The organism is Caballeronia sp. INML1 (assembly GCF_023631085.1).
GTDB classification, from domain to species: Bacteria; Pseudomonadota; Gammaproteobacteria; order Burkholderiales; family Burkholderiaceae; genus Caballeronia; species Caballeronia turbans.
On record NZ_JALQDT010000024.1, the window covers coordinates 35,299 to 57,413 of the forward strand.

General features: G+C 63.7%; 21 protein-coding genes, 2 tRNA genes and 1 pseudogene. 13 read left to right on the plus strand and 11 right to left on the minus strand.

What is annotated here, in order from left to right:
- Nucleotide 1: 1 nt before the first annotated feature.
- From NCR38_RS09520 to pncB, 5 genes are all read right to left on the minus strand, one after another.
- A complete protein-coding gene (locus NCR38_RS09520; protein WP_061120528.1) occupies nt 2–1,450 on the minus strand; it encodes a DNA recombination protein RmuC in 1,449 nt (482 codons plus the stop codon).
- A complete protein-coding gene (locus NCR38_RS09525) occupies nt 1,447–2,427 on the minus strand; it encodes a D-glycerate dehydrogenase (protein WP_250476897.1) in 981 nt (326 codons plus the stop codon). Before NCR38_RS09525 ends, NCR38_RS09520 begins: the two co-directional genes overlap by 4 nt.
- A gap of 9 nt (nt 2,428–2,436) precedes the next feature.
- Nucleotides 2,437–3,849: a sodium:proton antiporter gene (locus NCR38_RS09530; protein WP_061120526.1), complete on the minus strand. Its 1,413-nt coding sequence runs from the start codon at nt 3,847–3,849 to the stop codon at nt 2,437–2,439.
- A gap of 4 nt (nt 3,850–3,853) precedes the next feature.
- A complete protein-coding gene (locus NCR38_RS09535; protein ID WP_061120525.1) occupies nt 3,854–4,525 on the minus strand; it encodes a lactate utilization protein C in 672 nt (223 codons plus the stop codon).
- Nucleotides 4,526–4,661: 136 nt separating this feature from the next.
- Nucleotides 4,662–5,852, minus strand: coding sequence for a nicotinate phosphoribosyltransferase (pncB, locus tag NCR38_RS09540; protein WP_250476924.1), 1,191 nt, complete (start codon nt 5,850–5,852; stop codon nt 4,662–4,664).
- A 288-nt stretch (nt 5,853–6,140) separates the two neighbouring features.
- On the opposite strand from pncB, the gene fdxA reads away from it, so the two are divergent.
- The 4 genes and pseudogenes from fdxA (at nt 6,141) to NCR38_RS09560 (ending at nt 7,440) form a co-directional block, all read left to right on the plus strand.
- A complete protein-coding gene (fdxA, locus tag NCR38_RS09545) occupies nt 6,141–6,464 on the plus strand; it encodes a ferredoxin FdxA (RefSeq protein WP_061120523.1) in 324 nt (107 codons plus the stop codon).
- A 116-nt stretch (nt 6,465–6,580) separates the two neighbouring features.
- Nucleotides 6,581–6,656, plus strand: a tRNA-Asn gene (locus NCR38_RS09550).
- A 79-nt stretch (nt 6,657–6,735) separates the two neighbouring features.
- Nucleotides 6,736–6,811, plus strand: a tRNA-Asn gene (locus tag NCR38_RS09555).
- Nucleotides 6,812–6,941: 130 nt separating this feature from the next.
- Nucleotides 6,942–7,440, plus strand: a pseudogene (locus NCR38_RS09560) (hypothetical protein).
- A 4-nt stretch (nt 7,441–7,444) separates the two neighbouring features.
- Here NCR38_RS09560 and NCR38_RS09565 read toward each other — a convergent pair.
- From NCR38_RS09565 to NCR38_RS09575, 3 genes are read right to left on the minus strand one after another with little or no spacing between them, the layout of a single operon-like run.
- Complete coding sequence (locus NCR38_RS09565) at nt 7,445–8,026, minus strand: LUD domain-containing protein (protein ID WP_061120522.1); 582 nt, start codon at nt 8,024–8,026, stop codon at nt 7,445–7,447.
- Complete coding sequence (locus tag NCR38_RS09570; protein WP_250476898.1) at nt 8,023–9,414, minus strand: lactate utilization protein B; 1,392 nt, start codon at nt 9,412–9,414, stop codon at nt 8,023–8,025. The genes NCR38_RS09565 and NCR38_RS09570 overlap by 4 nt, the downstream gene beginning before the upstream one ends.
- Nucleotides 9,411–10,154: a (Fe-S)-binding protein gene (locus NCR38_RS09575; RefSeq protein WP_250476899.1), complete on the minus strand. Its 744-nt coding sequence runs from the start codon at nt 10,152–10,154 to the stop codon at nt 9,411–9,413. Before NCR38_RS09575 ends, NCR38_RS09570 begins: the two co-directional genes overlap by 4 nt.
- 124 nt (nt 10,155–10,278) lie before the next feature.
- On the opposite strand from NCR38_RS09575, the gene NCR38_RS09580 reads away from it, so the two are divergent.
- From NCR38_RS09580 to NCR38_RS09605, 6 genes are all read left to right on the plus strand, one after another.
- Nucleotides 10,279–11,022 (plus strand): FadR/GntR family transcriptional regulator, encoded by a 744-nt coding sequence (locus NCR38_RS09580; protein WP_250476900.1) that lies wholly within the window; start codon nt 10,279–10,281, stop codon nt 11,020–11,022.
- Between the two features lie 299 nt (nt 11,023–11,321).
- A complete protein-coding gene (locus tag NCR38_RS09585; RefSeq protein ID WP_250476901.1) occupies nt 11,322–11,798 on the plus strand; it encodes a CreA family protein in 477 nt (158 codons plus the stop codon).
- A 74-nt stretch (nt 11,799–11,872) separates the two neighbouring features.
- Complete coding sequence (locus NCR38_RS09590; RefSeq protein ID WP_250476902.1) at nt 11,873–12,694, plus strand: AraC family transcriptional regulator; 822 nt, start codon at nt 11,873–11,875, stop codon at nt 12,692–12,694.
- 171 nt (nt 12,695–12,865) lie between these two features.
- Nucleotides 12,866–13,555: an AzlC family ABC transporter permease gene (locus NCR38_RS09595; RefSeq protein WP_250476925.1), complete on the plus strand. Its 690-nt coding sequence runs from the start codon at nt 12,866–12,868 to the stop codon at nt 13,553–13,555.
- Complete coding sequence (locus tag NCR38_RS09600) at nt 13,552–13,875, plus strand: AzlD domain-containing protein (protein ID WP_250476903.1); 324 nt, start codon at nt 13,552–13,554, stop codon at nt 13,873–13,875. The genes NCR38_RS09595 and NCR38_RS09600 overlap by 4 nt, the downstream gene beginning before the upstream one ends.
- Before the next feature lie 177 nt (nt 13,876–14,052).
- Entirely contained in the window at nt 14,053–14,817 is a 765-nt protein-coding gene (locus tag NCR38_RS09605) for a DUF4088 family protein (protein ID WP_061120515.1), read from the plus strand.
- Between the two features lie 12 nt (nt 14,818–14,829).
- Here the strand turns inward: NCR38_RS09605 and NCR38_RS09610 are convergent, their stop codons facing one another.
- The 3 genes from NCR38_RS09610 to NCR38_RS09620 form a co-directional block, all read right to left on the minus strand.
- The gene (locus NCR38_RS09610; RefSeq protein WP_409241426.1) at nt 14,830–16,953 is read right to left on the minus strand and encodes an ATP-dependent helicase; all 2,124 of its coding nucleotides are present in this window, start codon (nt 16,951–16,953) and stop codon (nt 14,830–14,832) included.
- A gap of 150 nt (nt 16,954–17,103) precedes the next feature.
- Nucleotides 17,104–17,361: a hypothetical protein gene (locus tag NCR38_RS09615; RefSeq protein ID WP_061120513.1), complete on the minus strand. Its 258-nt coding sequence runs from the start codon at nt 17,359–17,361 to the stop codon at nt 17,104–17,106.
- Between the two features lie 60 nt (nt 17,362–17,421).
- The gene (locus NCR38_RS09620; RefSeq protein ID WP_250476905.1) at nt 17,422–17,880 is read right to left on the minus strand and encodes a hypothetical protein; all 459 of its coding nucleotides are present in this window, start codon (nt 17,878–17,880) and stop codon (nt 17,422–17,424) included.
- A gap of 294 nt (nt 17,881–18,174) precedes the next feature.
- Between NCR38_RS09620 and NCR38_RS09625 the strand changes: the two genes are divergently transcribed.
- From NCR38_RS09625 to NCR38_RS09635, 3 genes are all read left to right on the plus strand, one after another.
- Nucleotides 18,175–18,396 (plus strand): RNA-binding S4 domain-containing protein, encoded by a 222-nt coding sequence (locus NCR38_RS09625; protein ID WP_061120511.1) that lies wholly within the window; start codon nt 18,175–18,177, stop codon nt 18,394–18,396.
- A gap of 251 nt (nt 18,397–18,647) precedes the next feature.
- The gene (locus NCR38_RS09630) at nt 18,648–20,096 is read left to right on the plus strand and encodes an MATE family efflux transporter (RefSeq protein WP_250476906.1); all 1,449 of its coding nucleotides are present in this window, start codon (nt 18,648–18,650) and stop codon (nt 20,094–20,096) included.
- A gap of 416 nt (nt 20,097–20,512) precedes the next feature.
- Nucleotides 20,513–22,111 (plus strand): phospholipase D family protein, encoded by a 1,599-nt coding sequence (locus tag NCR38_RS09635; protein ID WP_250476907.1) that lies wholly within the window; start codon nt 20,513–20,515, stop codon nt 22,109–22,111.
- Nucleotides 22,112–22,115 lie beyond the last annotated feature (4 nt).

The following is a 22,115-nucleotide window of genomic DNA, read 5'->3' on the forward strand; positions in this document are numbered from 1 at the left end:
GTCACATGTCGTCGTCGCTTTCGGGCGATGACGCATCACCCAACAGCCCCGCCGCCTGTTCTCCCGGCAACGCCTCGACATCGCGCAGGCGCTTGCCCATCTGCCGTGTGCGCGTCTGCGCCGCTTCGATCGAGCGCGTGACGGTTTCGAGTTGCGACTTCGTTCTTGCCAGCACTTCGCCGAACTTGCCGAATTCCGTCTTCACCGCCCCGAGCACCTGCCACACTTCGCTCGAACGCTTCTCGATGGCGAGCGTGCGAAATCCCATCTGCAAACTATTGAGAAGCGCGGTCAACGTAGTCGGTCCAGCGATGGTCACCCGATAATCGCGCTGCAGCGAATCGCTCAGGCCCGGGCGCCGCAACACTTCAGCGTAGAGTCCTTCGGTCGGCAAAAAGAGCAGCGCGAAGTCCGTGGTGTGCGGCGGCGCGACGTACTTTTGCGCGATCGACTTCGCTTCCGCGCGCAAACGGCCTTCGAGCGCGCGCGACGCGTCCTCGACGCCGGCCAGGTCCGCCCGTTCCTGCGCGTCGATCAGACGCTCGTAATCCTCACGGGGAAACTTCGCGTCGATGGGCAACCACACGGGCGTCGCGGCATCGCCCGGGGCGCCAGGCGCATCGTGACGGCCCGGCAGTCTGATCGCGAACTCGACGCGCTCGTTGCTCGTCGGAATCGTCGCGACGTTCTTCGCGTACTGGTCCGGCGTCAGCAATTGCTCCAGCAGCGATTCGAGCTGCACTTCGCCCCAGATGCCGCGCGTCTTGACGTTGGTGAGCACCTTCTTGAGATCCCCGACACCGGCGGCGAGCGTCTGCATTTCGCCGAGGCCGCGATGCACCTGCTCCAGCCTGTCCGACACGAGCTTGAACGATTCGCCGAGGCGCTGTTCGAGCGTTGCGTGCAGCTTTTCGTCGACCGTTCGGCGCATCTCGTCGAGCTTCGTCGCGTTGTTGGCCTCGATGTCCTTCAGACGCGCTTCGAGGGTCGCACGCACTTCGCCGAGTCGCCGCTCGTTTGCCTCCGATAGCTGCGAGAGATGCAGCGACATCGAATCGGCGAAGCGCTTCAGCGCGTTGCCCTGATCCTCGCGCGCCTGCTGGCTTTGTTGCGCGAGTTGCTGCGCGAGCGCGTCGAACTGCGCGTTCTGCACGCTCGACGTGCTCGCCAGTTGCGTCGCGAGCGTCTGATGGAATTGCGTGAAGCCGCTTTGCGATTCCATACGCGACACGCGCGCGCTCTCGGCAATGTCGCCTCGCAGACCACGTTCGAGCCGTTCTTGCGCGCGCGCATGCGCCTCGCCCATATCGTTTACACGATCGGTGAGCGCCTCGAACTCATCGTAAATGTGCGCATTGGAATTACGCCGCATCGCGACGATGAGCGCGATGAGCGACACGACCAGCGCGATCGCCAGCGAAGCGACAGCGCCATACAACAATTCCGTCATTTCTTCAGCACGTCCGGATTGATCGGGTTGGGCGGATTTCCGGCTTGCGGCCCTTCGCCGAGCGCGGCAATGAGATTGTCCGCCGCGAGATTGGCCATCGCGCGGCGCGTGCCCTCGGTCGCGCTCGCGATGTGCGGCGTGAGCACCACGTTATCGAGCAGCAGGAAATCCGGGTTGAAGTCCGGCTCTCCCTCGAACACGTCGATGCCCGCCGCCGCGATGCGCTTGTCGCGCAATGCGACGATCAACGCCGCATCGTCGACGATGCCGCCGCGCGCGATATTCGTGAGGGTCGCCGTGGGCTTCATCAGCGCGAGCTCGGCCGCACCGATCGTGTGATGGCTCTCCTTCGTGTACGGCAAGACAAGTACGACATGATCTGCGCGCCTGAGCAGGTCTTCCTTCGACGCATATTCGGCGTTCAGCTGCGCCTCGATGTCGGGCGCGACGCGCGAACGGTTGTGATAGATCACGCGCATGTCGAAGCCGCGCGCCCGCCGCGCGAGCGCCTGGCCGATCCGTCCCATGCCGATCACGCCGAGCGTCGATCCGTACACATCGGCGCCGAGAAACGAGTCGAACGACCACTTCTGCCACTTGCCCGCGCGCAGATAGTGCTCGGATTCGGTGACACGGCGGGCAGCCGCCATCATCAGCGCCCAGCCGAAATCGGCGGTGGTCTCGTTCAGCACGTTCGGTGTATTGGTGCCGAGAACCTTGTGCGCGTCGAACGCCTTCATGTCGAAATTGTTGTAGCCGACCGCCATGTTCGAGACGACTTTCAGGTTCGGTGCACCCGCCAGTTCCTTCTCGCCCACCCATTCGCCCGCGGTGAATGCGCCGTCCTTGTCGGCAATACGGCGCGCAAACTCTTCCTGCGGGAGCACGTCGCCGAGGTTCACGTCGACATCGAAATACTGTTTCAGGCGCTCGATCACATCAGGAAAGGTGGGACGCGCGACAAGTACCTTCTTCATCGATTGCTCCTAGAAAAATAGCCAACCCAGAACGGCAAAAATCGGCAGGAGGACCGCGCCCGACCATGCGATATAGCCGAAGAAACTCGGCATGCGCACGCCGCGCGATTCGGCGATCGCCTTCACCATGAAATTCGGCGCGTTGCCGATATACGTGTTCGCACCCATGAAGACAGCGCCCGCGGAGATGGCGGCGAGCGTGGTGGCGTCGGTGGTCATGAGCGTGCGTGCGTCACCACCCGCGAGATTGAAGAACACGAGGTAGGTCGGCGCGTTGTCGAGAAACGAGGACAGCAGCCCCGTCGCCCAGAAATAGGCGATGTCGATCGGCTTGCCGTGCGCATCCGACACCGCGTGCACGATGCCCGCGAATGCGCCCGCCTCGCCCGCGCGCAGGATCGTGATGACGGGCGCGATCGTGATGAAGATGGCCGCGAACAGCTTCGCGACCTCCTCGATGGGCGCCCAGTCGAATGCGTTGCCCGCGCGCGCGCGCTTGGGCGTGAGCGCGAGCGAGGCCAGCAGTACGGCCATGAGCAGCACGTCGCGCACGAGATTTTGCAATTTCACTTCGGTGCCGAACACGTCGAACGCGATGCCGGGTTTCCATAAGCCGCTCATCAACACGAGCGCAACGATCACCGCGAGCAGCGCGAAGTTGACTTTGCCGTCGATGCCGAGCGGCGGGGTATCGGGCGTCGGATCCAGAAACGCAGGCCGCGCGTCGTGCCGGCGCCAGTAGTAGCTGTCGAGCACATGGAACACGACGAGCAGCACGCCGCAGACGAAGAGCATCGGCAGCGCGAGATGCACTGTCGTCCAGAAGAAGCCGACGCCGTTCAGAAAGCCGAGGAAGAGCGGCGGATCGCCGAGCGGCGTGAGCGAGCCGCCCGCATTCGCGACGAGAAAAATGAAGAACACGACGACATGCACGACGTGCTTGCGATTGTCGTTCGCGCGCAAGAGCGGGCGGATCAGCAGCATGGCCGCGCCGGTCGTGCCCATGATGCTCGCAAGCGCGGCGCCGAGCGCGAGCAGCCCGGTATTGAGACGCGCCGAGCCGTGCAGATTGCCGCGCACGCAGATGCCGCCCGCCACCGTATAAAGCGACGCCAGCAGGACGATGAACGGCACGTATTCTTCGAGCAGGGCGTGAACCAGTACGCTCCCCGCCGTGCCGGGACCGAAGGCGAGCGCGAACGGCGCGAGAAACGCGACGGTCCACGCGGCCGCGATCTTGCCGAAGTGGTGATGCCAGAGTTTCGGTGCGACAAGCGGAAACACCGCGATGGAAAGCAGGATGCCGATGAACGGGATGCCCCACGTTGCAGGAAGCGTTGCGCCATCGGGCGCTGCCGCGAAGGCTGGCGCCGCGGTCAACGCCAGCCCGGCGCAGACCGCGCCGGAAAGAAAATGCCGCATCGGATCAGGCTCCGCGCACGATGATCACATGCACGCGATACGGCCCATGCGCACCGAGCACGATGGTCTGTTCGATATCCCCCGTGCGCGACGGCCCCGACACGAAGTTCACTGCCCGCGGCAACTCGCCCCTTTCGGCGCGCATCAACGCGAACGCGTCTTCGTGCGCCGCCACGATGCGCGACGCCGGCACGATCGCGATATGCGTCTGAGGCAGAAGCGCGCCCGATGCGGGGGTATCGGCGCCCGAAAGCAGCACGAGCGAACCGGTTTCGGCCGTTGCGCAAAAACAGCCGGTGATGCCGACGAGATCGGCGTCGGCTGGCTTGCGCAGCGCCGCTTGAATGCCCGCTTGCGCCCAAGGCAGAGCGCCTAGCGCGGGCCACGCGACGACATCGACGGGAAGATTCAGCGATTGCAGATAGCGCGCGGCCTCGGCGGGCGCATCCGCGAGCGATTCGACGTTGGCGACCGTCGTGGAAAGACGCTCGGCTTCGAGCCTGAAGCGCGCGATCAGCTCGTCACGGTTCTGAGGCAGCGGAGGACGCGGACCCGCAGGATGCCGCTCGACATACTCCTGCGCCGCCTCGCGCTCGGCTTCCGTAGGCGTGCCGCGACGGCGCTGCGCGCTGCGAATGCGCATGAGAATATTGCGGCGCGCGGCCGATGTATCCATGGTGCCGTCCTCTGTCTGGCGTGCTTGAGATTCGTGCGCGCCGGACTGATCGACGACGCGTTCGAATTATAGCGAGCGACATTCGCGCACGAACCTCGGCCGAACGGCATAGGCCGAATGCACGAATGCGGCGCCGTCAGTCTTCGCCCACCGGCTGCGCAATGCCGAACACCTGACGCAGATAGGCGAGATACGCCTTGTCGTCGCACATGTTCTTGCCGGGCGAATCCGACAGCTTGGCGACCGGCTGGCCGTTGCAGCGGACCATCTTGATGACGATCTGCAGCGGCTGATAGCCGAGATCGTTGGTGAGATTCGTACCGACGCCGAAGGCGAGCTGGCAGCGCCCGCGGAACCGCTCGTAGAGTTGCAGCACCTTGGGGATGTCGAGCGCGTCGGAGAACACGAGCACCTTGGTGCGCGGGTCGCAGCGGTTCTCCTCGTAATGCCTGAGAAGACGCTCGCCCCAGTCGAAGGGATCGCCCGAATCGTGACGCGCGCCGTCGAACAGCTTGCAGAAGTACATGTCGAAGTCACGCAGGAACGCCTTCATGCCGTAGACATCCGACAGCGCGATGCCGAGATCGCCGCGATATTCCTTCGCCCACATCTCGAAGCCGAAAATCTGCGAGTCGCGCAGACGCGGACCCAGCGCCTGACACGCCTGCAAGTATTCGTGCGCCATCGTGCCCAAGGGACGCAGGCCGTGCTTCATCGCATAGAAGCAGTTGCTCGTGCCGGCGAACTGCGCGCCGAGCTTGTCCTTCAACGTCAGCACGACTTCCTCGTGCCACTGTCCCGAGAAGCGGCGGCGCGTGCCGTAATCGGCGATCTTGCAATCGGAATATTCAGGCGGCGTGGCGAGCAGCTTGATTTTGTCGCGCAGACGCTCGCGGCCGGTTTCGTACTCGGGCTTACGCTGCGTGTTGCGGAAGTAGACCTCGTTGACGATCGCGAGCACCGGAATTTCGAAGAGAATCGTGTGCAGCCAGGGCCCTTCGATCTCGATGTCGATCTCGCCATTGTTCTTCGGCGACGGCGCGATGCGAATGGACTTCTCGTTCAGATGAAAGAGCGCGAGGAAATCGATGAAGTCGCTTTTGATGAAGCGCATGCGCCGCAGATAATCCAGTTCCTCTTCCTTGAAGCGCAGATTGCAGAGCTGGCGCACTTCATCGCGAATCTCGTCGATGTACGGCACGAGATCCACATTCGGCGTGCGGCAGCGAAAGCGATATTCGACATGCGCGGCGGGAAAGTGATGCAGGACGACCTGCATCATCGTGAACTTGTAGAGGTCGGTATCGAGCAGCGAATTGATGATCATGGTTCTGATGGAACATCCACGCGGGTTGGCCATGCGCACGGCCTTCTGCCGACGCCAGGCCTTGTGCCTTTGGGGCCATGTTACCCGAATGCGCGCAACGGCATGCCAGTGCTCGGTCCTTTTACGAAGCGGCGCATACATACATCACGAATCGATATAAAGGGCGCTGCGTACGGCTCGCGCCCGTTTTTACCGTTACGCTACAATATGCGTTTCGGCACGCGCACCGCCCGGCCCATGTAGCCGCCCAAGGCGCGGCCCCCACGAATTCCGCATGCAGGAGCCCGAATGACTCACGTTGTGACCGAAAGCTGCATCAAGTGCAAGTACACCGATTGCGTGGACGTGTGCCCGGTGGATTGCTTCCGCGAAGGTCCCAACTTTCTCGCGATCGATCCGGACGAGTGCATCGACTGCGCCGTGTGCGTGGCCGAGTGCCCGGTGAACGCGATCTACGCCGAAGAAGACGTGCCCGGGGACCAGCAGCACTTCACAGAACTGAACGCTGAACTGGCGCGTAACTGGCCGAGCATTACCAAGACGAAGGGATCGCTTCCCGAGGCGGACGAGTTCAAGGACGTCAAGGACAAGCTGAATCTGCTCGAGCGTTGATTCGCGCGCCAGAGCGAATGTTTCGATCCAATTGAAAAAATTGGTTATTGAGTGAAGATTGGGCGTTGACACGATAATCTTGGCCCCCTATACTTTCGCTTCTCTGCTGTAGATGTTCCCCGATAGCTCAGTCGGTAGAGCGCCGGACTGTTAATCCGTAGGTCCCTGGTTCGAGCCCAGGTCGGGGAGCCAAATACTCCAGCAAGTCGGTTTCAAAAAAACCCAGTCAATCGGCTGGGTTTTTTATCTCAGTTGCAGATGTTTAAGTTGTTCCCCGATAGCTCAGTCGGTAGAGCGCCGGACTGTTAATCCGTAGGTCCCTGGTTCGAGCCCAGGTCGGGGAGCCAAGCGCTTCAGCCAAAAAGCCCAGTCACGCAACTGGGCTTTTTGCTTTTTGGCCCCGCCTTTCGCGCGCCCAACGCCAGCCTCCCGTCCAGGCAGGATTTGTGTAGCCGTTTGTGCGCGAAGGAGCAATAAATGCGCTGGCTGGTGTTGGCGATCTTTATTGCTTGTGCGGCTTACATACACGGGCGCTGCAAGGTCCGGCACGGGTTCTTCCGACAGCTTTCAGATCATTCGACGTTCATGTCGGCGCTAAACGGCTTCATCTATCTGATCTCGCGCGTGCCGTCGTCGCACTACCTGCAATCCACGTTCTTTCCCGAACTCGCCCGATCAGGGCGCATTGGAAAGCGATACGCGCCGAGGCCATCGCACTGCTCGACGCGAGCAAGATCCAGGCGGCCGCCAAATACAACGATATTGGCTTCAATTCATTTTTCCGGCGCGGCTGGCGGCGCTTCTATTTGAAACGAGGTCAGCGACCACACCGGCGGATTGAACCGCGCGTTCAAGTATTTGTATTCGATCCGGCTCGTCGGCCAAGCGATTGAAAGCGTGGAACCGGACCGTCTATTACCTCGTGAAATGGCTGGCCTTCGGCGGGATCGCCGTCGCGAACTTCTGGAAGCGCTGACGCTTCATGCAAGCCACACGACGGTCAGCGAGCGCACGCCTTGTGCGCCGCGAATCAGCACGCCTTCGATATCCGCCGTCGCCGACGGTCCCGTGACGAGCACCGCATAGCGCGCCGATTTGAAATCGGGCCGTCGATACACCTGCTGCAAGCCTTCGACGAGCAGCGCGGGATCGAGCAGCACGACGAGATGCTGCGAAAGATAGCCGATCGAGTTCACGACATACTCTTGCTCGCTGAACCACACCGAGCCTGTTTCGGCGACGCCGAAGCGCCCTCTCACGACGCCCACATCGACATCCTGGAGCGACGCGGGCAGCGTATCGGGCGACAGCGGTCGCGTGCCGTCGATGCCCGGCACCGCCGACGCGATCACCTTCGCATTCGGAAAGCGAGACGCGATCAGCGCAGTCACATCGCCCAACTCGGCGGCGTCGACGCACGTGCCGCCCATCGCGGTCAGCGCCGCCGTGAAACGCGCCTTGAGATCGCCTTCGGGTGCCGGAAAAATCGGCACATCGGGACGCGGACGTGATGCAGGCTGCGCCGCGCGGATCTTCGACAAAAAAGCTTCGCGAGTCGTCATTTTTCGAGCTTCCGGTTCTTCTTGTACCACTCATGAAAAGTCTCGGCGGGCGCTTCGGGCAGATCGCGCTGACGTCCCCAGATGTTGAGCGGGTTGTAGAGCACGAAGTTGGGCAGGCGCTTCAGCGCGCCGCCGAGCGATGCGACCGTCGCGCGATAGAGCGTCGGACTCGCGAGCAGGCGCCCCGCCATCTTCAGGACTTCCTGCTTGACGAATGGCACTTCGTGTTTCTCCGCGATCACCTCGCGCCACTTGTAGATCTGCTCATGAATATTCACCTTCACCGGGCAGACGTTGGTGCAACTGCCGTTCATCGTCGAGGCGAACGGGAGCGCGCTATAGCGCTTCAGATCGTGAGTCGGATTGATGATCGCGCCGATCGGCCCGGAGTACGTTCCGCCATAAGAAAGCCCGCCGCTGCGCCGATACACCGGACACGTATTCATGCACGCGCCGCAGCGGATGCATTTGAGCGAATACCAGAAATCGTTCATCGCGAGCCGCTCGGAGCGGCCGTTGTCGACGAGGATGAAGTGCATCTCCGTGCCCGGACGAGGCTCTCGAAAGTGCGACGTGTATTGGGTGATCGGCGAACCCAGCGCGCTGCGCGACAGCATGCGCACGAACACGCCGAGATCGGCGATCGTCGGAATGATCTTCTCGATGCCGATCGACGCGATATGCAGCGGCGGCACGTTCGCCGACAAATCCGCGTTGCCTTCGTTCGTGCACACGACGACGGTGCCCGTTTCCGCCACCGCGAAGTTGCAGCCGGTCATGCCCGCCGTCTTCTCGCGCACGAAGTACGGCCGCGTGTTCATGCGCTGGCTTTCGGCGAGATAGTGAATGTCGCTGTTCTTCGGATCGGTGCCGATGGTCTTGCCGAATAGCTCGGCCACATCCGCGCGCAGCTTGTGCACCGCCGGCACGACCATATGGCTCGGGTCCTGATGATCGAGCTGCTGGATACGCTCGCCGAGATCGGTTTCCATTACCGTGATGCCGCGCGGCTCGAGATAGTCGCGCATGTAGCACTCGTCGGTGAGCATCGACTTGCTCTTGACGAGCGAGGTCATGCCGCGCTCGCTCATCAGCTTGTGGACGAGTTCGTTGTGCTCCTGCGCATCGGCCGCGAAATGCACGACGACGCCGTTCTTCCCGGCCTGATCGACGAACTGCGCGATGTAATCGGCGAGATTGGAAAGCGTGTGCTCTTTGATCTGCGACGCGAGATCGCGCATCGTCTCCCATTCGGGGATGCCGTGCGCCTGCGCGTCGCGCTTGCTGCGCAAATCCCACAGACGCTTGTCGTGGAACGCGACGTGATCCGGCTTTTGCAGGAACGCGCCCGCCGCCTTCGCGTGATCGATGCGAACGGTTTTGCTCATGCGCGGACTCCGTTCAGAACCTGCGCGATATGAATGAATTTGGCATCGGCTTTCATGCGCTCCGCGCAGCCTTGCTGATGCATGAGACACGACATGTCGCCCGAAACGATGTACTCCGCGCCCGCCCCGATGTGATCGCGCACCTTGTCCTGACCCATGCGCACGGACACGGCCTCTTCGGTGACCGAGAACGTGCCGCCGAACCCGCAGCATTCATCGGGACGCGCGAGCGTGACGAACTCGATGCCTTTCACGCCTTCGAGCAGCGCGCGCGGCTTCGAAAACGGCGTGCCCGCGACTTCCGAGTTCGATGTCTCAAGCAGATGCCGCACCGCGCTGCAACTGTTGTGCAGCCCGACCTTGTGCGGAAACTCGGCCCACGGAAACTCGCGCACCTTCAGCACGTCATGCAGGAATTCGACGAGCTCGTACGTGTTGCGACGAACCTTTTCGACCGCGCTCGTCTGCTCGATCGCGGTGAAATGTTCGCGGACATGATGCACGCAGCTCGCCGACGGCCCGACCACATAGTCGTAGTCGGCGAAATTGCGCGCGAAGACGCGCTCGGCGCCCGCGGCGTCCTTGTGTGCGCCGCTATTGGCCATCGGCTGACCGCAGCACGTCTGATCCGGCGGATAGTCGACGTCCACGCCGAGCCGCTCGAGCAGTTCCAGCGTGGCGATGCCGACTTGCGGGTAGAACGCGTCGATGAAACAGGGGACGAACAGGGCAACTTTCATGAGGTCCGATCGTGGGTTGGACAATCGTTTTGGTAAGCTTGGTCTGACCAAGACTTTAATGAGATGCCTCTTTCGTGTCAAACTCGGACTTCCTCCAGCTTTCATCCGGCATAAACATCCAACGATGAGTTTTCAGCCCGTCCATACGCATTCGTACGCCCGTGTGCGCCTCTCCGATGTCGTGTCCGGCCAGATTCGCGAACTGATCTCGAACGGTACGCTCCTGCCCGGCCAGCGCCTGCCCGCGGAGCGCGATCTGGCGGAGCAGTTGAACGTCTCACGACCGTCGCTGCGCGAGGCGCTGATCCGGCTGGAATCGGACGGCTTCATTCGCGCGGCGGGACGCGGCGGCTTCGTCGTGTCTGACGTGACGGCGCCCCTCGTGTCGCATCCGCTCGCGGCGCTGCTCGAGCAGCAACCGAACGCGAGCGCCGACGTGCTGGAACTGCGCCACGGCCTCGAAACGCTGTCCACCGCTTATGCCGCCGAGCGCGCCACCGACGCTGATATCGCGCGCATCGCTGCCGCGTTCGACGCGCTTCAGACCGCCGTCGCCGACAAAAGCACGCGCATCGCGGAAAAGGACGCCGCCTTCCATCTCGCAATCGCCGATGCGACGCACAACGTGGCGCTGACGCACGTGATGCACGGTCTCAACGAACTGGTCCGCGAATCGATGCTGACCTCGCACCGCCTCGTCGATTACGACGACGAAGTCGAAGCGAACCTGATGACGCAGCATCGCGCGATTTTCGATGCGATCGTCGCACGCGATCCGGCGCGGGCGCGCGAGTGCGCGGGCGCGCATCTCGATTACGTGCGCACGCTTTACGCGGGCTTCGCGGCGAAACGCAATCACGTCGCCTGAGCGAATCGCCTTACGAATCTGTAAGCATCGAGAAAGTCCTGATAGGACAGCACCTACACGTATATAGGACATGCACCGCTAACGTGCGCCGGCCTTCCTCGCGATACTGGAATCGTCATTAACGACATGCGAAGGAGAACGACATGCCTTACCTACTCGGATGGTTGCTCGGCGTACCGGTCGTGGTGCTGGTGATCCTGTATCTGATCTTTCATTGACCGCATGCAAGCGCGATATGCATTGAAGAGCCAAGGGCGTCGATACAATACGACGCCCTTTCTCTTTTCCGAAGGATGACGATGAAACGCTCCGTCGTTGCGCTCGCCGCATCGCTCGCCACTCTCTGCGGCGCGGGCCTCGCGCACGCGGAGGAAATCGCGAGCGTCAACACCAATTTCCGTTTCACCGGCTCGGACCGCGTGAGCGTCGAGGCTTATGACGATCCGCTCGTTCAGGGCGTGACCTGTTATGTGTCCCGCGCCCGCACGGGCGGCGTGAAGGGCACGCTCGGCATCGCGGAAGATCCGACCGAAGCATCGATCGCCTGCCGCCAGGTCGGGCCGATCAGGTTCGCCCAGCCGCTCAAGCAGAAAACCGATGTCTTCTCGGCCGGCATGTCCTTCATCTTCAAGACGCTGCACGTGGTGCGCATCGTCGACGCGAAGCGCAACACGCTCGTCTATCTGACATATAGCGACCGCATCGCGACCGGCAGCCCGAAGAACAGCGTGACGGCCGTACCGGTGCCCGAGGGCACGACCATACCGGTGAAGTGATGCGCAACTGTCCGGCCGGGCGGAAAGCAAGGTTGTAAACTGAGCGATTCCGCCTGCCCCAGCAATCCCGAACGATGAACGCCGACCATTTCCGCAATGCCGCACGCTACTGGCGATCTCCGCTCGTGCCGGACGCGGACATGGTGACCGCCGAATACTACGATCACGAATTCTCGCCGCACTGGCACGACGCCTACACGGTGCCCGTCATCGAAGCCGGCGCGGAATGCTACGACTATCGCGGCACGCATCACGTCGCCGAAGCCGGCTCGGTGCCGGTGATCAATCCCGGCGAAGTGCATACCGGCGCGCGGGCCGTCGATGCCGGCTGGCGCTATCGGGTGTTCTATCTGCCGGTGCCGTTCGTCGAAGGCCTCGCGCGGGCTATGTCCGGGCGGCATGAATCGGCGCCCTGGTTCTCCGACGACATCATCCGCGATCCCGATCTCGCGCGGCGCCTGGTCGTCGCGCATCGCCTGCTGGAAACCGGCGCGGATCCGCTCGCCGCGGAACTCGCGCTCGTCGATGCCGTGACGACGCTGCTCGGCCGCCACGCCCGCGAGCGCCCGGCCATCGCGCCGCCCGCCGCCGACGCGCATCGCGTCACGACGATGAAATCCCGCCTCGCCGACGATCTGCTCGAACCGGTCACGCTCGCCGAACTCGCGCAGACGGTCGGCCTCTCGACCTTTCACGCGGCGCGTCTCTTCACGCGCGAAACCGGTCTTGCGCCGCACGCATGGCGCAACCAGTTGCGTATCGTGCGGGCGTTGCCGGCGTTGCGCGCGGGCGCCTCCGTGACCGAAGTCGCAGCGGCGAGCGGCTTCACCGACCAGAGTCATTTCACGCGCCATTTCAAGCGCACCTTCGGCGTGCCGCCCGGCCGCTGGCGCTGAGCTTCCGGCCAGCCAGGAAAGCGCAAGAACGTACAAGCATGTCGAGCGGCGTCTTGCGTATCCTCGCTTCCATAGGAGGAAATCTTGAAAGCAACACCCGCTCAACGTTCCACACAAACGTCCGGCCATGCGCTGCGCGAATTCGCGGCCGGCGCGCGCGACACCATTCCGATGATGATCGGCGCCGCGCCCTTCGGCGTGATCTTCGGCACGCTCGTCACCGCAAGTCCGCTCACGCTCTGGCATGGCCAGTTGATGTCGCTCGCGGTGTTCGCGGGGTCCGCGCAGTTCATCGCGGTCGGCCTGATCGCGTCTCACGCGAGCTTCGCCGTCGTCTGGGCGACGACGCTCGTCGTCAATCTGCGTCACGTCCTCTATTCGGCGACACTCGCGCCGTATGTCGCGCATCTTCCGCGGCGCTGGCGCTGGGCGCTCGCGGGCTTCCTGACCGACGAAGTCTTCGCCGTCGCCTACGCGCACTATCAGAAGCGCGCGCCGGGCGAAACCGGCCCGCATTACTTCTTCGGCTCCGGCGTCTCGATGTATCTGAACTGGCAGTTGTGGACACTCGTCGGCCTGGTGTTCGGCGCGGCGTTTCCCGGTCTGAAATCGCTCGGCCTCGACTTCGCGATGGTCGCGACGTTCATCGCGATCATCGTGCCGCAACTGGTCGCCGTGCGTTTCGTCGCGGCGGCGCTCGCATCGGGCGTGTTGTCGTTCGCGTGGCAGGGCTGGCCATACAAGCTCGGGCTGCTCGCGGCGGTGTTCGTGGGCGTCGCGGTCGGCATGGTGCTCACGCTGATGGAAAACCGGCCGCACGCGAAGCATCGCCTGAAGAACGCCAAGGAGCGCACGCAATGAACTACATCACGTTGATCCTCGGCATGGCGCTGGTTACGTATGCGATCCGCGGCGCCGTGTTTGTGCTGGGCGAGCGCCTGCCGTTTCCGCCGATCGTGCGCACCGCGCTTTCGTTCGTGCCGGTGACGGTGCTCACGGCGATCATCGTGCCGATGACCGTCTCGCCGCACGGCAACGAGGCCGAGATCACCTGGCGTAATCCGCAGCTCGTGGCGGCGATCGTGGCGGTCATCGTCTGCGCGCTCACCAAACGGCCGCTTTTAACGATTGCCGTGTCGCTGGCGGTGTTCTTCGTCTGGCAGTTCGCCGTGCTGCGCTAAACGTTTTCCGCCGCTCAACCGTCAATCAGCCGCTAAACGGCTTTCAAAAAGCCTCGAAAAATCCTCAAGTTCCCGGAAAGCGCGCCGATATCAGAAACGAATGGACTCCGCCCCGAGAGGCGGAGCCGAAGGCACTGCCCGCCTCCGAATCAATCGGAAGCGGAACCGGGAACCAACATGCGTCAAATCACCCTTTCGTTTCGCGACGAGACGATCGCTTCGCTGCATCGCGATTTCGAAGCGTTCACGCGTCTGTCGCTGAAGCTGGATCCGCAATTCGTCACGCCGACGTTCGAGGACTTCCTGCGCGCAAAGCTGCTCGACAACGACACCCCGCTCACCGAACAGGCGGTGCAGCGCATGCTCACGCACGGCCAGTACGCGTGGGCCAAGCGCGCGCTCGACAAGGAGTTTCCCGATGTCGTCGAAATCCTGATCCGTCAGGCGGCCGAGCACGGCTTCGCGTTCGCGATCCGCGCCGACTGGACCGCCGAGGATCTCATCAAGGCGTCGCGTGAATGGGCGACGGCGATCGTCACCGAGGCGAAGGGCGACGTGTCGCAGGTGGACATGCTCGCGGCACAGATCAAATCGGCGGCGGCGGACATTCGCGAAGTCGAGGAAAAGATGCAGACGCCCGCCTTCCGTCTTGCCGATTCGCTGCGCCAGCGCGTGTACGAAACGAAAATTGCCGTGGAGACGAGCATCGGCTCGACCGCGCGCGAGAAGCTCGGCGAACTGCGCTGCCTGCTGCGGCTCGGCATTTTCTATGGGTCGATTCAGAAGCAGGAAGCGCAGCAGGTGCTGGAGTACCTGCGCTCGCTGCGGCCCGAGCTGTTCATCGAAGAGCCTTACGACGGCTTCACGCGCTTCGCCGCTTGGCTGCGCAGCATCTTCGCGCCATCGCCACGCGCGCCGCGAACCTCGCGCGCGCCGCGCTGAACGCGCTTCGCCCTACTCCCACATTCCCTTCAGGCGCGCCGCGATATCGATTTTCGCCTTCGCGGCGGCCGCCAGCCCCGCCGCCGTCGGCGCGGCGGGTGCGATCACCGGCGGCCACGCGGCCGCTTCGAAGTTCTGCATCAGATGCGGCGGGATGAAGCGCGTGCGCTGCGCCCAGACGTGCCTGTCGCCCAGATGCGTCTGGTTGTGCACGTAGAACCGCTGCGGCGTGATGATGTGCAAATCTTCCTTCGCACGTGTCATCGCCACGTAGAGCAGGCGCCGCTCCTCGTCGATTTCCTCTTCGCTGCCCGTGCCCAGATCGGATGGAATGCAGCCGTCCACGCCGTTCAGCACGAACACGTTGCGCCATTCCTGGCCCTTCGCCGAGTGGATGGTCGAGAGAATCAGATAGTCTTCGTCGAGCATCGGCACGCCGGATTCGTCGCTCGTCGCGTCGGGCGGATTGAGCGTGAGCTCGGTGAGAAAGCGCTCGCGCGTGGGATACGTCGACGCGATGCTTTCCATCTGCAGCACGTCGCCGATGCGGATCGCCGCGTCCTCGTGATTGCGCTCCAGATGCGGCTCATACCAGCGGCGGATCATTTCGAACTCCGCCGGCCAGCCAGATTCGCGGCCGCAGAGCTTTGCCATCAGCCCGACGAAGCGCGGCCAGTCTTCGCTGGCGCGTGCGGGCGCCTGAAACCTGGCAATCGCACCCGGCGCCTCGTCTTGCGCAACGCTGTCGAGCAAGCGCCCCGCGATCGCCGGACCGATGCCCGGCAGCAACTGCGCGACCCGAAAGCCCGCGACGCGGTCGCGCGGATTCTCCGCCCAGCGCAGCACCGCCAGCACATCCTTCACGTGGACCGAATCGAGAAACTTGAGTCCGCCGAACTTCACGAAGGGAATGTTCCGCCGCGTGAGTTCGATTTCGAGCGTCGCACTGTGATGCGCGGCGCGGAACAGCACGGCTTGCGCCTTGAGCTTCATGCCCGCCTCGCGCGCCTCGAGCACTTTCTCGACGACATAGCGCGCCTGGTCGGCTTCATCGGCGACGGAGACGACGCGCGGCTTCTGCGCCGAGGCCTTGTCGGTCCACAGGTTCTTCGTATAGCGCTCCGACGCGAGCCCGATCACCGCATTCGATGCCTCGAGAATCGGCAGCGTCGAGCGATAGTTGCGATCGAGCGTGACGGTCGCCGCGGGCGGATCGAAATGGCCCGGAAAATCGAGGATGTTGCGCACGGTCGCGCCGCGAAACGAATAGATGGATTGCGCGTCGTCGCCGACGACGGTCAGGCCGCGCCCGTCCGGCTTCATCGCGAGCAGGATGGACGCCTGCAGGCGGTTGGTGTCCTGATATTCGTCGACGAGCACGTGATCGAAACGGCTCGCGAGATCCGCCGCCACCGATGGCTCGGCCGCGAGATGCGACCAGTACAGCAGGAGGTCGTCGTAATCGAGCACGCTTTGCGCCTGTTTCGCGCTGACGTAGGCCGCGAACAGACGCTTCAGATCGGCTTCCCACTCACGGCACCATGGATACGACTGATCGAGCACGTGGCTGAGCGACGCGCCCGTGTTCACGACGCGCGAGTAGATCGCGAAGCAGGTCGATTTCGCGGGAAAGCGCTTCTCCTTCGACGACAAGCCAAGCTCGTGCCGCATCAGATTCATGAGATCGGCGGAGTCTTCGCGATCGTTGATCGTAAAAGACGGCGCGAGTCCGACGAGATCGGCGTAATCGCGCAACAGCCGCGCGCCGACGCTGTGAAACGTGCCCGACCACGTCAGCCCCTGCGCGATGGCGCTTTTCTTGCCGAGCGCGTTTATCGCGATGCGCGAGACGCGCCGCGTCATTTCGAGCGCCGCGCGGCGCGAAAATGTGAGCAGCAGAATGCGATGCGGATCGGCGCCCTTCACCAGCAGATGCGCGACGCGATGCGCGAGCGTGTTGGTCTTGCCCGAGCCCGCGCCGGCGATCACGAGCAGCGGCCCGCCCGCGCGCCCCGGTTCGTCGACGCCGAATTCGACAGCTTCACGCTGCGCCTCGTTGAGCTTCGCGAGATAGTCGGCGACCTGTTTCGCGGTGGAATCGGACGCGGCGTCGGCGGTGTCGGGAAGCGTGAGCACGTGGAAGAAGGGGGCGGAAATGAGTGACGCACACTGTATATCCATACAACCCGCGCACGCAAGCCTTTGGCTCGACTGGAGTTTTGGCCCCAAAAAGCAGCGAGCCCGGTTCGCGGGGAATCGGGCTCGCATTGGTACGGAAAGCGCGTACTACTCCGCCTTCTTCGCGTTCTTCAGCTTCGCGTCGGCGGCGGCTTCGTTGGCGTCGGACTGCGCCTCCGTCTTCTTCTTGTCGGCCTTGGCTTGTGCGACGGCCGCCTTCTTGTCGGCCTTCGTCTGTTCCTTCGCGGCCTTTTGATCGGCGGCGGTCGGTGCGTCGGACGTCGTCTGCGCGAACGATGCCGCACTCACGCTCGCGAACGTTCCGGCAATCAGCGCCGCCAGTAGCGCATTGATTTTTCGATTCATGATGTCCTCCCTTTTGTAGATGCCGCGAGCCGCACCGCGCGGACTCGCGGCGCGTCACGCTCAGTGCTGCAGGCCCGTGTCCTTCGGCGTGCCCGGCTCCGTCGCGTTCAGTTCCGCCTTCGCGGCGTCCTTGTCCGCCTTGCGATTGATCTTCGCGTTCTGCACTTCTTCCTTGTACTGCGCCTTCGCCTGCTGGTTCTGCGCCTTCAACTCGGCCTTCGACGCCTTCTTCGACGCGCGATACTCGGCGTTCGCCTGCGCGTTCGCGTTGCGGCGCTGGACCAGCGGATCGGTCGGCGCCGGCGCGACGACGTTCTGCTGCGGCGGCGTCATCGGCTGCTGGGCCTGTGCGGGCATCGCATTACCGATCTGGCCGGGCGCCTGCGTGGGCGCAGCCTGCATCGGCTGCACGGTCTGAGGCTGCATCGGGGCGGCTTGGGGCGCGGTCTGAGCATAAGCGCCCGAAGCGGCGAGCGTGGCGATGGCGGAGCCGATCAAAAGGATTCGTGCGCGAGTCATGAGCTAGTCCTCTCTTTAGTTGGCGTCGGCGGCTCTGATCATGGCGAGCGAACCGCGCGACTTTTGTCGATTGGAAAGATGACCGAAGCTGCATCGATCAAACGGTCGGACCGGGCGACGATCGGGCAAGTTCGCGAAAACCAGTCATTGTTACCGAAGGTTTCATCTGGCTACATTTGCCAACCCGTTCACTTGCGTTCCGATTACCGGTCCCGCGATGGCACAGCACGGCGCATGCCCGGCGCACGCATGTTCGTGGTTTATCATGGAGGCCTTTCCCGCTTCACCCGTCCCATGCCGCCACTCCAATTCACCCTCACGAGCGAGTACGTCGAACTCCACAATCTGCTCAAGCTGATGGGCCTCGCGGATAGCGGCGGCTCGGCGAAGGCGCGCGTCGCGATGGGCGATGTCACCGTCGACGGCAAAGTGGAGCTGCGCAAGACCTGCAAGATCCGCGCGGGCCAGAAGGTGAAGCTCGACGGCCAGACGATCCACGTGCGCGCGCCCGAGTAGCACCGCGCCGCTTGCGCGCACGCGCCACGCGCTTGAGAAATCCGGCTCATAAGCGATCACGTCATCGACAGGCCGCACGCGAGGCAATAAGCTAGTCGTCTTTCGTTCTGGTTTCAGCGCCGGGTCTGTAGCGTCGGTTTTCCCGTCAGCGCACGTTTCGCAGTGCGCTCCGCTTGTTGCCCTTCCGCATTCCAGTCCGCGACGCTCAGTGCATTGACTGATGCGCCGCCTTTGTTTCCATCCGATCAGCCATGCAACCGCAAGTCACGCCCGCCGCGCGCGCGCATCAAGGACCGCCGAGCCTCTCGCGGCACGCCGTCGACACGGCGCGTCTCGCCGCGCCGCTCGCCATCGCCCAGCTCTCGCAGATGGCGATGGGCGTCACCGACACCATCCTGCTCGGCTCGCTTGGCCCCGACGCGCTCGCCGCCGGCGGTCTCGGTGCGAATCTCTTTTTCGTCGTCGTGACGCTGCTGCAGGGCGTGCTGACGTCGGTTTCCGTATCGGTCGCGCATGCGCGCGGCGCGAATGCCGACGATCGGGTGCCCGGCATCTACTGGACGGGGCTCATGCTTTCCGTCCTGCTCGCCGTGCCAGCGTTCGTGCTGCTGAGCTACGCCGAGCCGATCCTGCTTGCATTCCACGAACCGGCGACGCTCGCGAAGAACGTCGGTGAATATTGCGCGGTGCTGCGCTGGGGGACGCCTGGCAGTCTCATCGGCGTCGGGATGATGCGCGCGTTTCTGCCCGCGATCGGCGCGGCGCGCCGGCTCCTGTGGATTTCCATCGGCGGAGTTTTCGTCAACGGCTTTCTCAACTACGGGCTGATTCACGGCGCGTACGGCCTGCCGCGCGAAGGCTTTCTCGGTTCGGCCGCAGCGACCGCGATCACCGTCTGGGGCATCGCGATCGCGCTCGTCGCGGTGCTGCATCTGCGGCCGCGCTACAGACACTTCGTCGTGCGCGCGCGCCCGCGCCTGCCGCTGATGGGCGAACTCTTCGGCCTCGGCTGGCCCGTCGCGATCACCTACGGCGTCGAATCGACGCTCTTTCTCGCCACCGGCATGATGGTCGGCCTCCTTGGCGAGGCGCCGCTCGCCGCGCATCAGATCGCGCTCAACGTCGCGTCGGTGGCGTTCATGGTGCCGCTCGCGATCGGCCAGGCGGCGAACGTGCGCGTCGGTTACTGGGTCGGCGCGGGCGTGCCGGTGGCGGCGCGGCACGCGGGCTTCGTCGCGCTCGCGCTCGGCGTCGGCTTCATGATGTGCTCGGGACTCGTGCTCATCACCGTGCCGCGCGCGATCGTCGGCCTGTATCTGCATCTCGACGATCCCGCCAACGCGCATACCGTCGCGCTCGCGGCGTCGCTGCTCGGCGTCGCGGCCGTGTTTCAGATCGTCGACGGCATGCAGACGGTCGGCTCCGGCTGCCTGCGCGGATTGAAGGACACGCGCATCCCGATGCTCGCTGCCGCGTTCGGCTACTGGGGCGTCGGTTTCCCGACCGGCTATGTGCTCGCCTTCCACTTCGAACTGGGCGCAAAGGGCCTGTGGTGGGGACTCGCCGCCGGGCTCGCGAGCGTCGCCGCATTGATGACGCTGCGGTTTCATCGCATCAGCCGGCGCTTCATCGAGACGGGCATCGCGCCCGGGCCGGACGACACCGATGCCGCGAGCGCCGCGCCGCACGGGCACGTCTGATAAGCACACGACGCGCGCGCCGATTTGCATAGCACGAATGCTTGGTTGGGCCGCGCGGCGTGCATTGCTACGATGAACCCGTCTCCTCCTTGAGACATCTGTGACAGGGGTTGTCAGCCCGCTTTCAGCCAGCGGGCTTTTTTTTGTCTTCAGCGTCCTCTATCCCTCACTCGCGGGCATTCCGTCCGACCTTTTTCCGGTTTCCCATAAAATAATTTCGAGACGCGCGGCGCAAGAACGCGCCTTGCTTCATCGTGCCGTCCGCCGAATGTGTCGAGTCGTGCGGAGTCGCGACAAACCAAAAACGAGGAATCGAAGTGTCGGAAAGCCGGGGGAAGTGGGAAGTTGCGGGGCGTGACGGACATCACGAAAACATCGGTCGGGGCGTCACGCGGAAACGAAGATCCAGCGCCGCAGTGCGCACTGTAGCCATCGTCCTCTTGACGACGGCGCTCGCCGCCTGCGCGACGCGCCCGCCCGCGACGGCGTTCGATCGGCCGGTGAGCCACGCGCTGGCGTCGAGCGAAGCGACGCCGCTCGCAAGCGCGCTCGCGCCGCTGGAACGGCAGCATCCGGATCAGTCCGCGGTGCGCCTTCTGCCGACCGGCACCGACGCGCTGCAGGCCCGCATCGCGCTCGCGCGCGCGGCGACGAAGACGCTCGACATGCAGTACTACATCGCCGAGGAAGACAACACGGGCAAGCTGCTGCTGGGCGCGGCGCTGCATGCGGCGGATCGCGGCGTGCGGGTGCGCATGCTCGTCGACGACCTGAACTTCAAGGACATCGACCGGATCATGGCGGCGCTCAATTCGCACGACAAGATCGAGATCCGCGTGTTCAACCCGTTTGGAAGCGCGCAGCGCAGCTTTTCCGAGCGCACGCAGAATTTCTTCACGAATCTCGGCCAATTCACGCGCCGCATGCATAACAAGGCGATGATCGCGGACAATCAGATCGCGATCGTCGGCGGACGCAATCTCGGCGACGAATACTTCAACGCGAGCCCGACGCTGCAATTCCGCGATCTCGACGTTTTCGCGGCCGGTCCGGTGACGCAGGAAATCTCCGCGAGCTTCGACGACTACTGGAACAGCTCGCTCGCCTACCCGCTGCGCGTGCTGAACAAGCAAAAGTTCGATCCCGCCGAACTCGACAAGACCCGCGACGACCTGCGCGCCCACTGGCGTCAGCAGGCCGATCCGCTGAACGCGAAACCCCTCAACGCGACGCCGCTCGCGCAGCAGATCGCGCGCGAGGAAATGGGCCTCGTGTGGGCGCCGACGGAATTCCGGGTCGATTCGCCATCGAAGATCGAGCATCCGAGCGACGACTACAAGAGCCCGCCGATGCAGCGCCTCATCGAACTGTTGAAGGATGCGCAGAGCGAATTTCTCATTCTCTCGCCCTACTTCGTGCCGCACGACGCGGGCGTGAAGGCGCTCGGCGATCTGACGAAGCGCCATGTGCGCGTCGCGGTGCTGACCAATTCGCTCGCCGCAACCGACGCCGTCGCCGTGCAGGCGGGCTACGCGCCGTATCGCATTCCGCTGTTGGAAAACGGCGTCGAGCTGTACGAATTCAAGCCGATTCAGGCCGAGGGCGAAAGCAGCCCGCGCGCCGGTCTGTTCGGCTCGCAGTCGCGCGCGAGCCTGCACGCGAAGGCCTATGTGATCGATCGGAGTATCCTCGTGATCGGCTCCATGAATCTCGACCCGCGCTCGGCCAAACTGAATACCGAGCTCGCGCTGGTGATTCACAGCAAGCCGGTCGCGGAGGAAGCCGCGAGACTGTTCGCGAACAGCGTCTCGCCGAAGACGAGCTGGCAGGTGCAACTGGCGAGCGCGGCGGTCACCGAGGAACTGCGGCGCACGGGCGCGCCGCAGTCGGGCCTCGTCTGGACCACCGAGGCGAACGGCGGTCTCGTCACCTACAATTTCGATCCCGAGGCAGGGTTTTATCGCAATGCGATGACGGGCCTCTTCATGCTTCTGCCCGTCGACAAGCAGCTTTGATCCA

What these genes read in the sequence shown, in the direction of transcription:
- NCR38_RS09620 (WP_250476905.1), bottom strand. Translation starts at nt 17,880, where the DNA reads ATGACTCGCGCACGAATCCTTTTGATCGGCTCCGCCATCGCCACGCTC.
- pncB (WP_250476924.1), bottom strand. Translation starts at nt 5,852, where the DNA reads ATGATCATCAATTCGCTGCTCGATACCGACCTCTACAAGTTCACGATG.
- NCR38_RS09530 (WP_061120526.1), bottom strand. Translation starts at nt 3,849, where the DNA reads ATGCGGCATTTTCTTTCCGGCGCGGTCTGCGCCGGGCTGGCGTTGACC.
- fdxA (WP_061120523.1), top strand. Translation starts at nt 6,141, where the DNA reads ATGACTCACGTTGTGACCGAAAGCTGCATCAAGTGCAAGTACACCGAT.
- NCR38_RS09580 (WP_250476900.1), top strand. Translation starts at nt 10,279, where the DNA reads ATGAGTTTTCAGCCCGTCCATACGCATTCGTACGCCCGTGTGCGCCTC.
- NCR38_RS09615 (WP_061120513.1), bottom strand. Translation starts at nt 17,361, where the DNA reads ATGAATCGAAAAATCAATGCGCTACTGGCGGCGCTGATTGCCGGAACG.
- NCR38_RS09520 (WP_061120528.1), bottom strand. Translation starts at nt 1,450, where the DNA reads ATGACGGAATTGTTGTATGGCGCTGTCGCTTCGCTGGCGATCGCGCTG.
- NCR38_RS09595 (WP_250476925.1), top strand. Translation starts at nt 12,866, where the DNA reads ATGATGATCGGCGCCGCGCCCTTCGGCGTGATCTTCGGCACGCTCGTC.
- NCR38_RS09570 (WP_250476898.1), bottom strand. Translation starts at nt 9,414, where the DNA reads ATGAGCAAAACCGTTCGCATCGATCACGCGAAGGCGGCGGGCGCGTTC.
- NCR38_RS09600 (WP_250476903.1), top strand. Translation starts at nt 13,552, where the DNA reads ATGAACTACATCACGTTGATCCTCGGCATGGCGCTGGTTACGTATGCG.
- NCR38_RS09585 (WP_250476901.1), top strand. Translation starts at nt 11,322, where the DNA reads ATGAAACGCTCCGTCGTTGCGCTCGCCGCATCGCTCGCCACTCTCTGC.
- NCR38_RS09535 (WP_061120525.1), bottom strand. Translation starts at nt 4,525, where the DNA reads ATGGATACATCGGCCGCGCGCCGCAATATTCTCATGCGCATTCGCAGC.
- NCR38_RS09525 (WP_250476897.1), bottom strand. Translation starts at nt 2,427, where the DNA reads ATGAAGAAGGTACTTGTCGCGCGTCCCACCTTTCCTGATGTGATCGAG.
- NCR38_RS09565 (WP_061120522.1), bottom strand. Translation starts at nt 8,026, where the DNA reads ATGACGACTCGCGAAGCTTTTTTGTCGAAGATCCGCGCGGCGCAGCCT.
- NCR38_RS09590 (WP_250476902.1), top strand. Translation starts at nt 11,873, where the DNA reads ATGAACGCCGACCATTTCCGCAATGCCGCACGCTACTGGCGATCTCCG.
- NCR38_RS09575 (WP_250476899.1), bottom strand. Translation starts at nt 10,154, where the DNA reads ATGAAAGTTGCCCTGTTCGTCCCCTGTTTCATCGACGCGTTCTACCCG.
- NCR38_RS09625 (WP_061120511.1), top strand. Translation starts at nt 18,175, where the DNA reads ATGCCGCCACTCCAATTCACCCTCACGAGCGAGTACGTCGAACTCCAC.
- NCR38_RS09630 (WP_250476906.1), top strand. Translation starts at nt 18,648, where the DNA reads ATGCAACCGCAAGTCACGCCCGCCGCGCGCGCGCATCAAGGACCGCCG.
- NCR38_RS09605 (WP_061120515.1), top strand. Translation starts at nt 14,053, where the DNA reads ATGCGTCAAATCACCCTTTCGTTTCGCGACGAGACGATCGCTTCGCTG.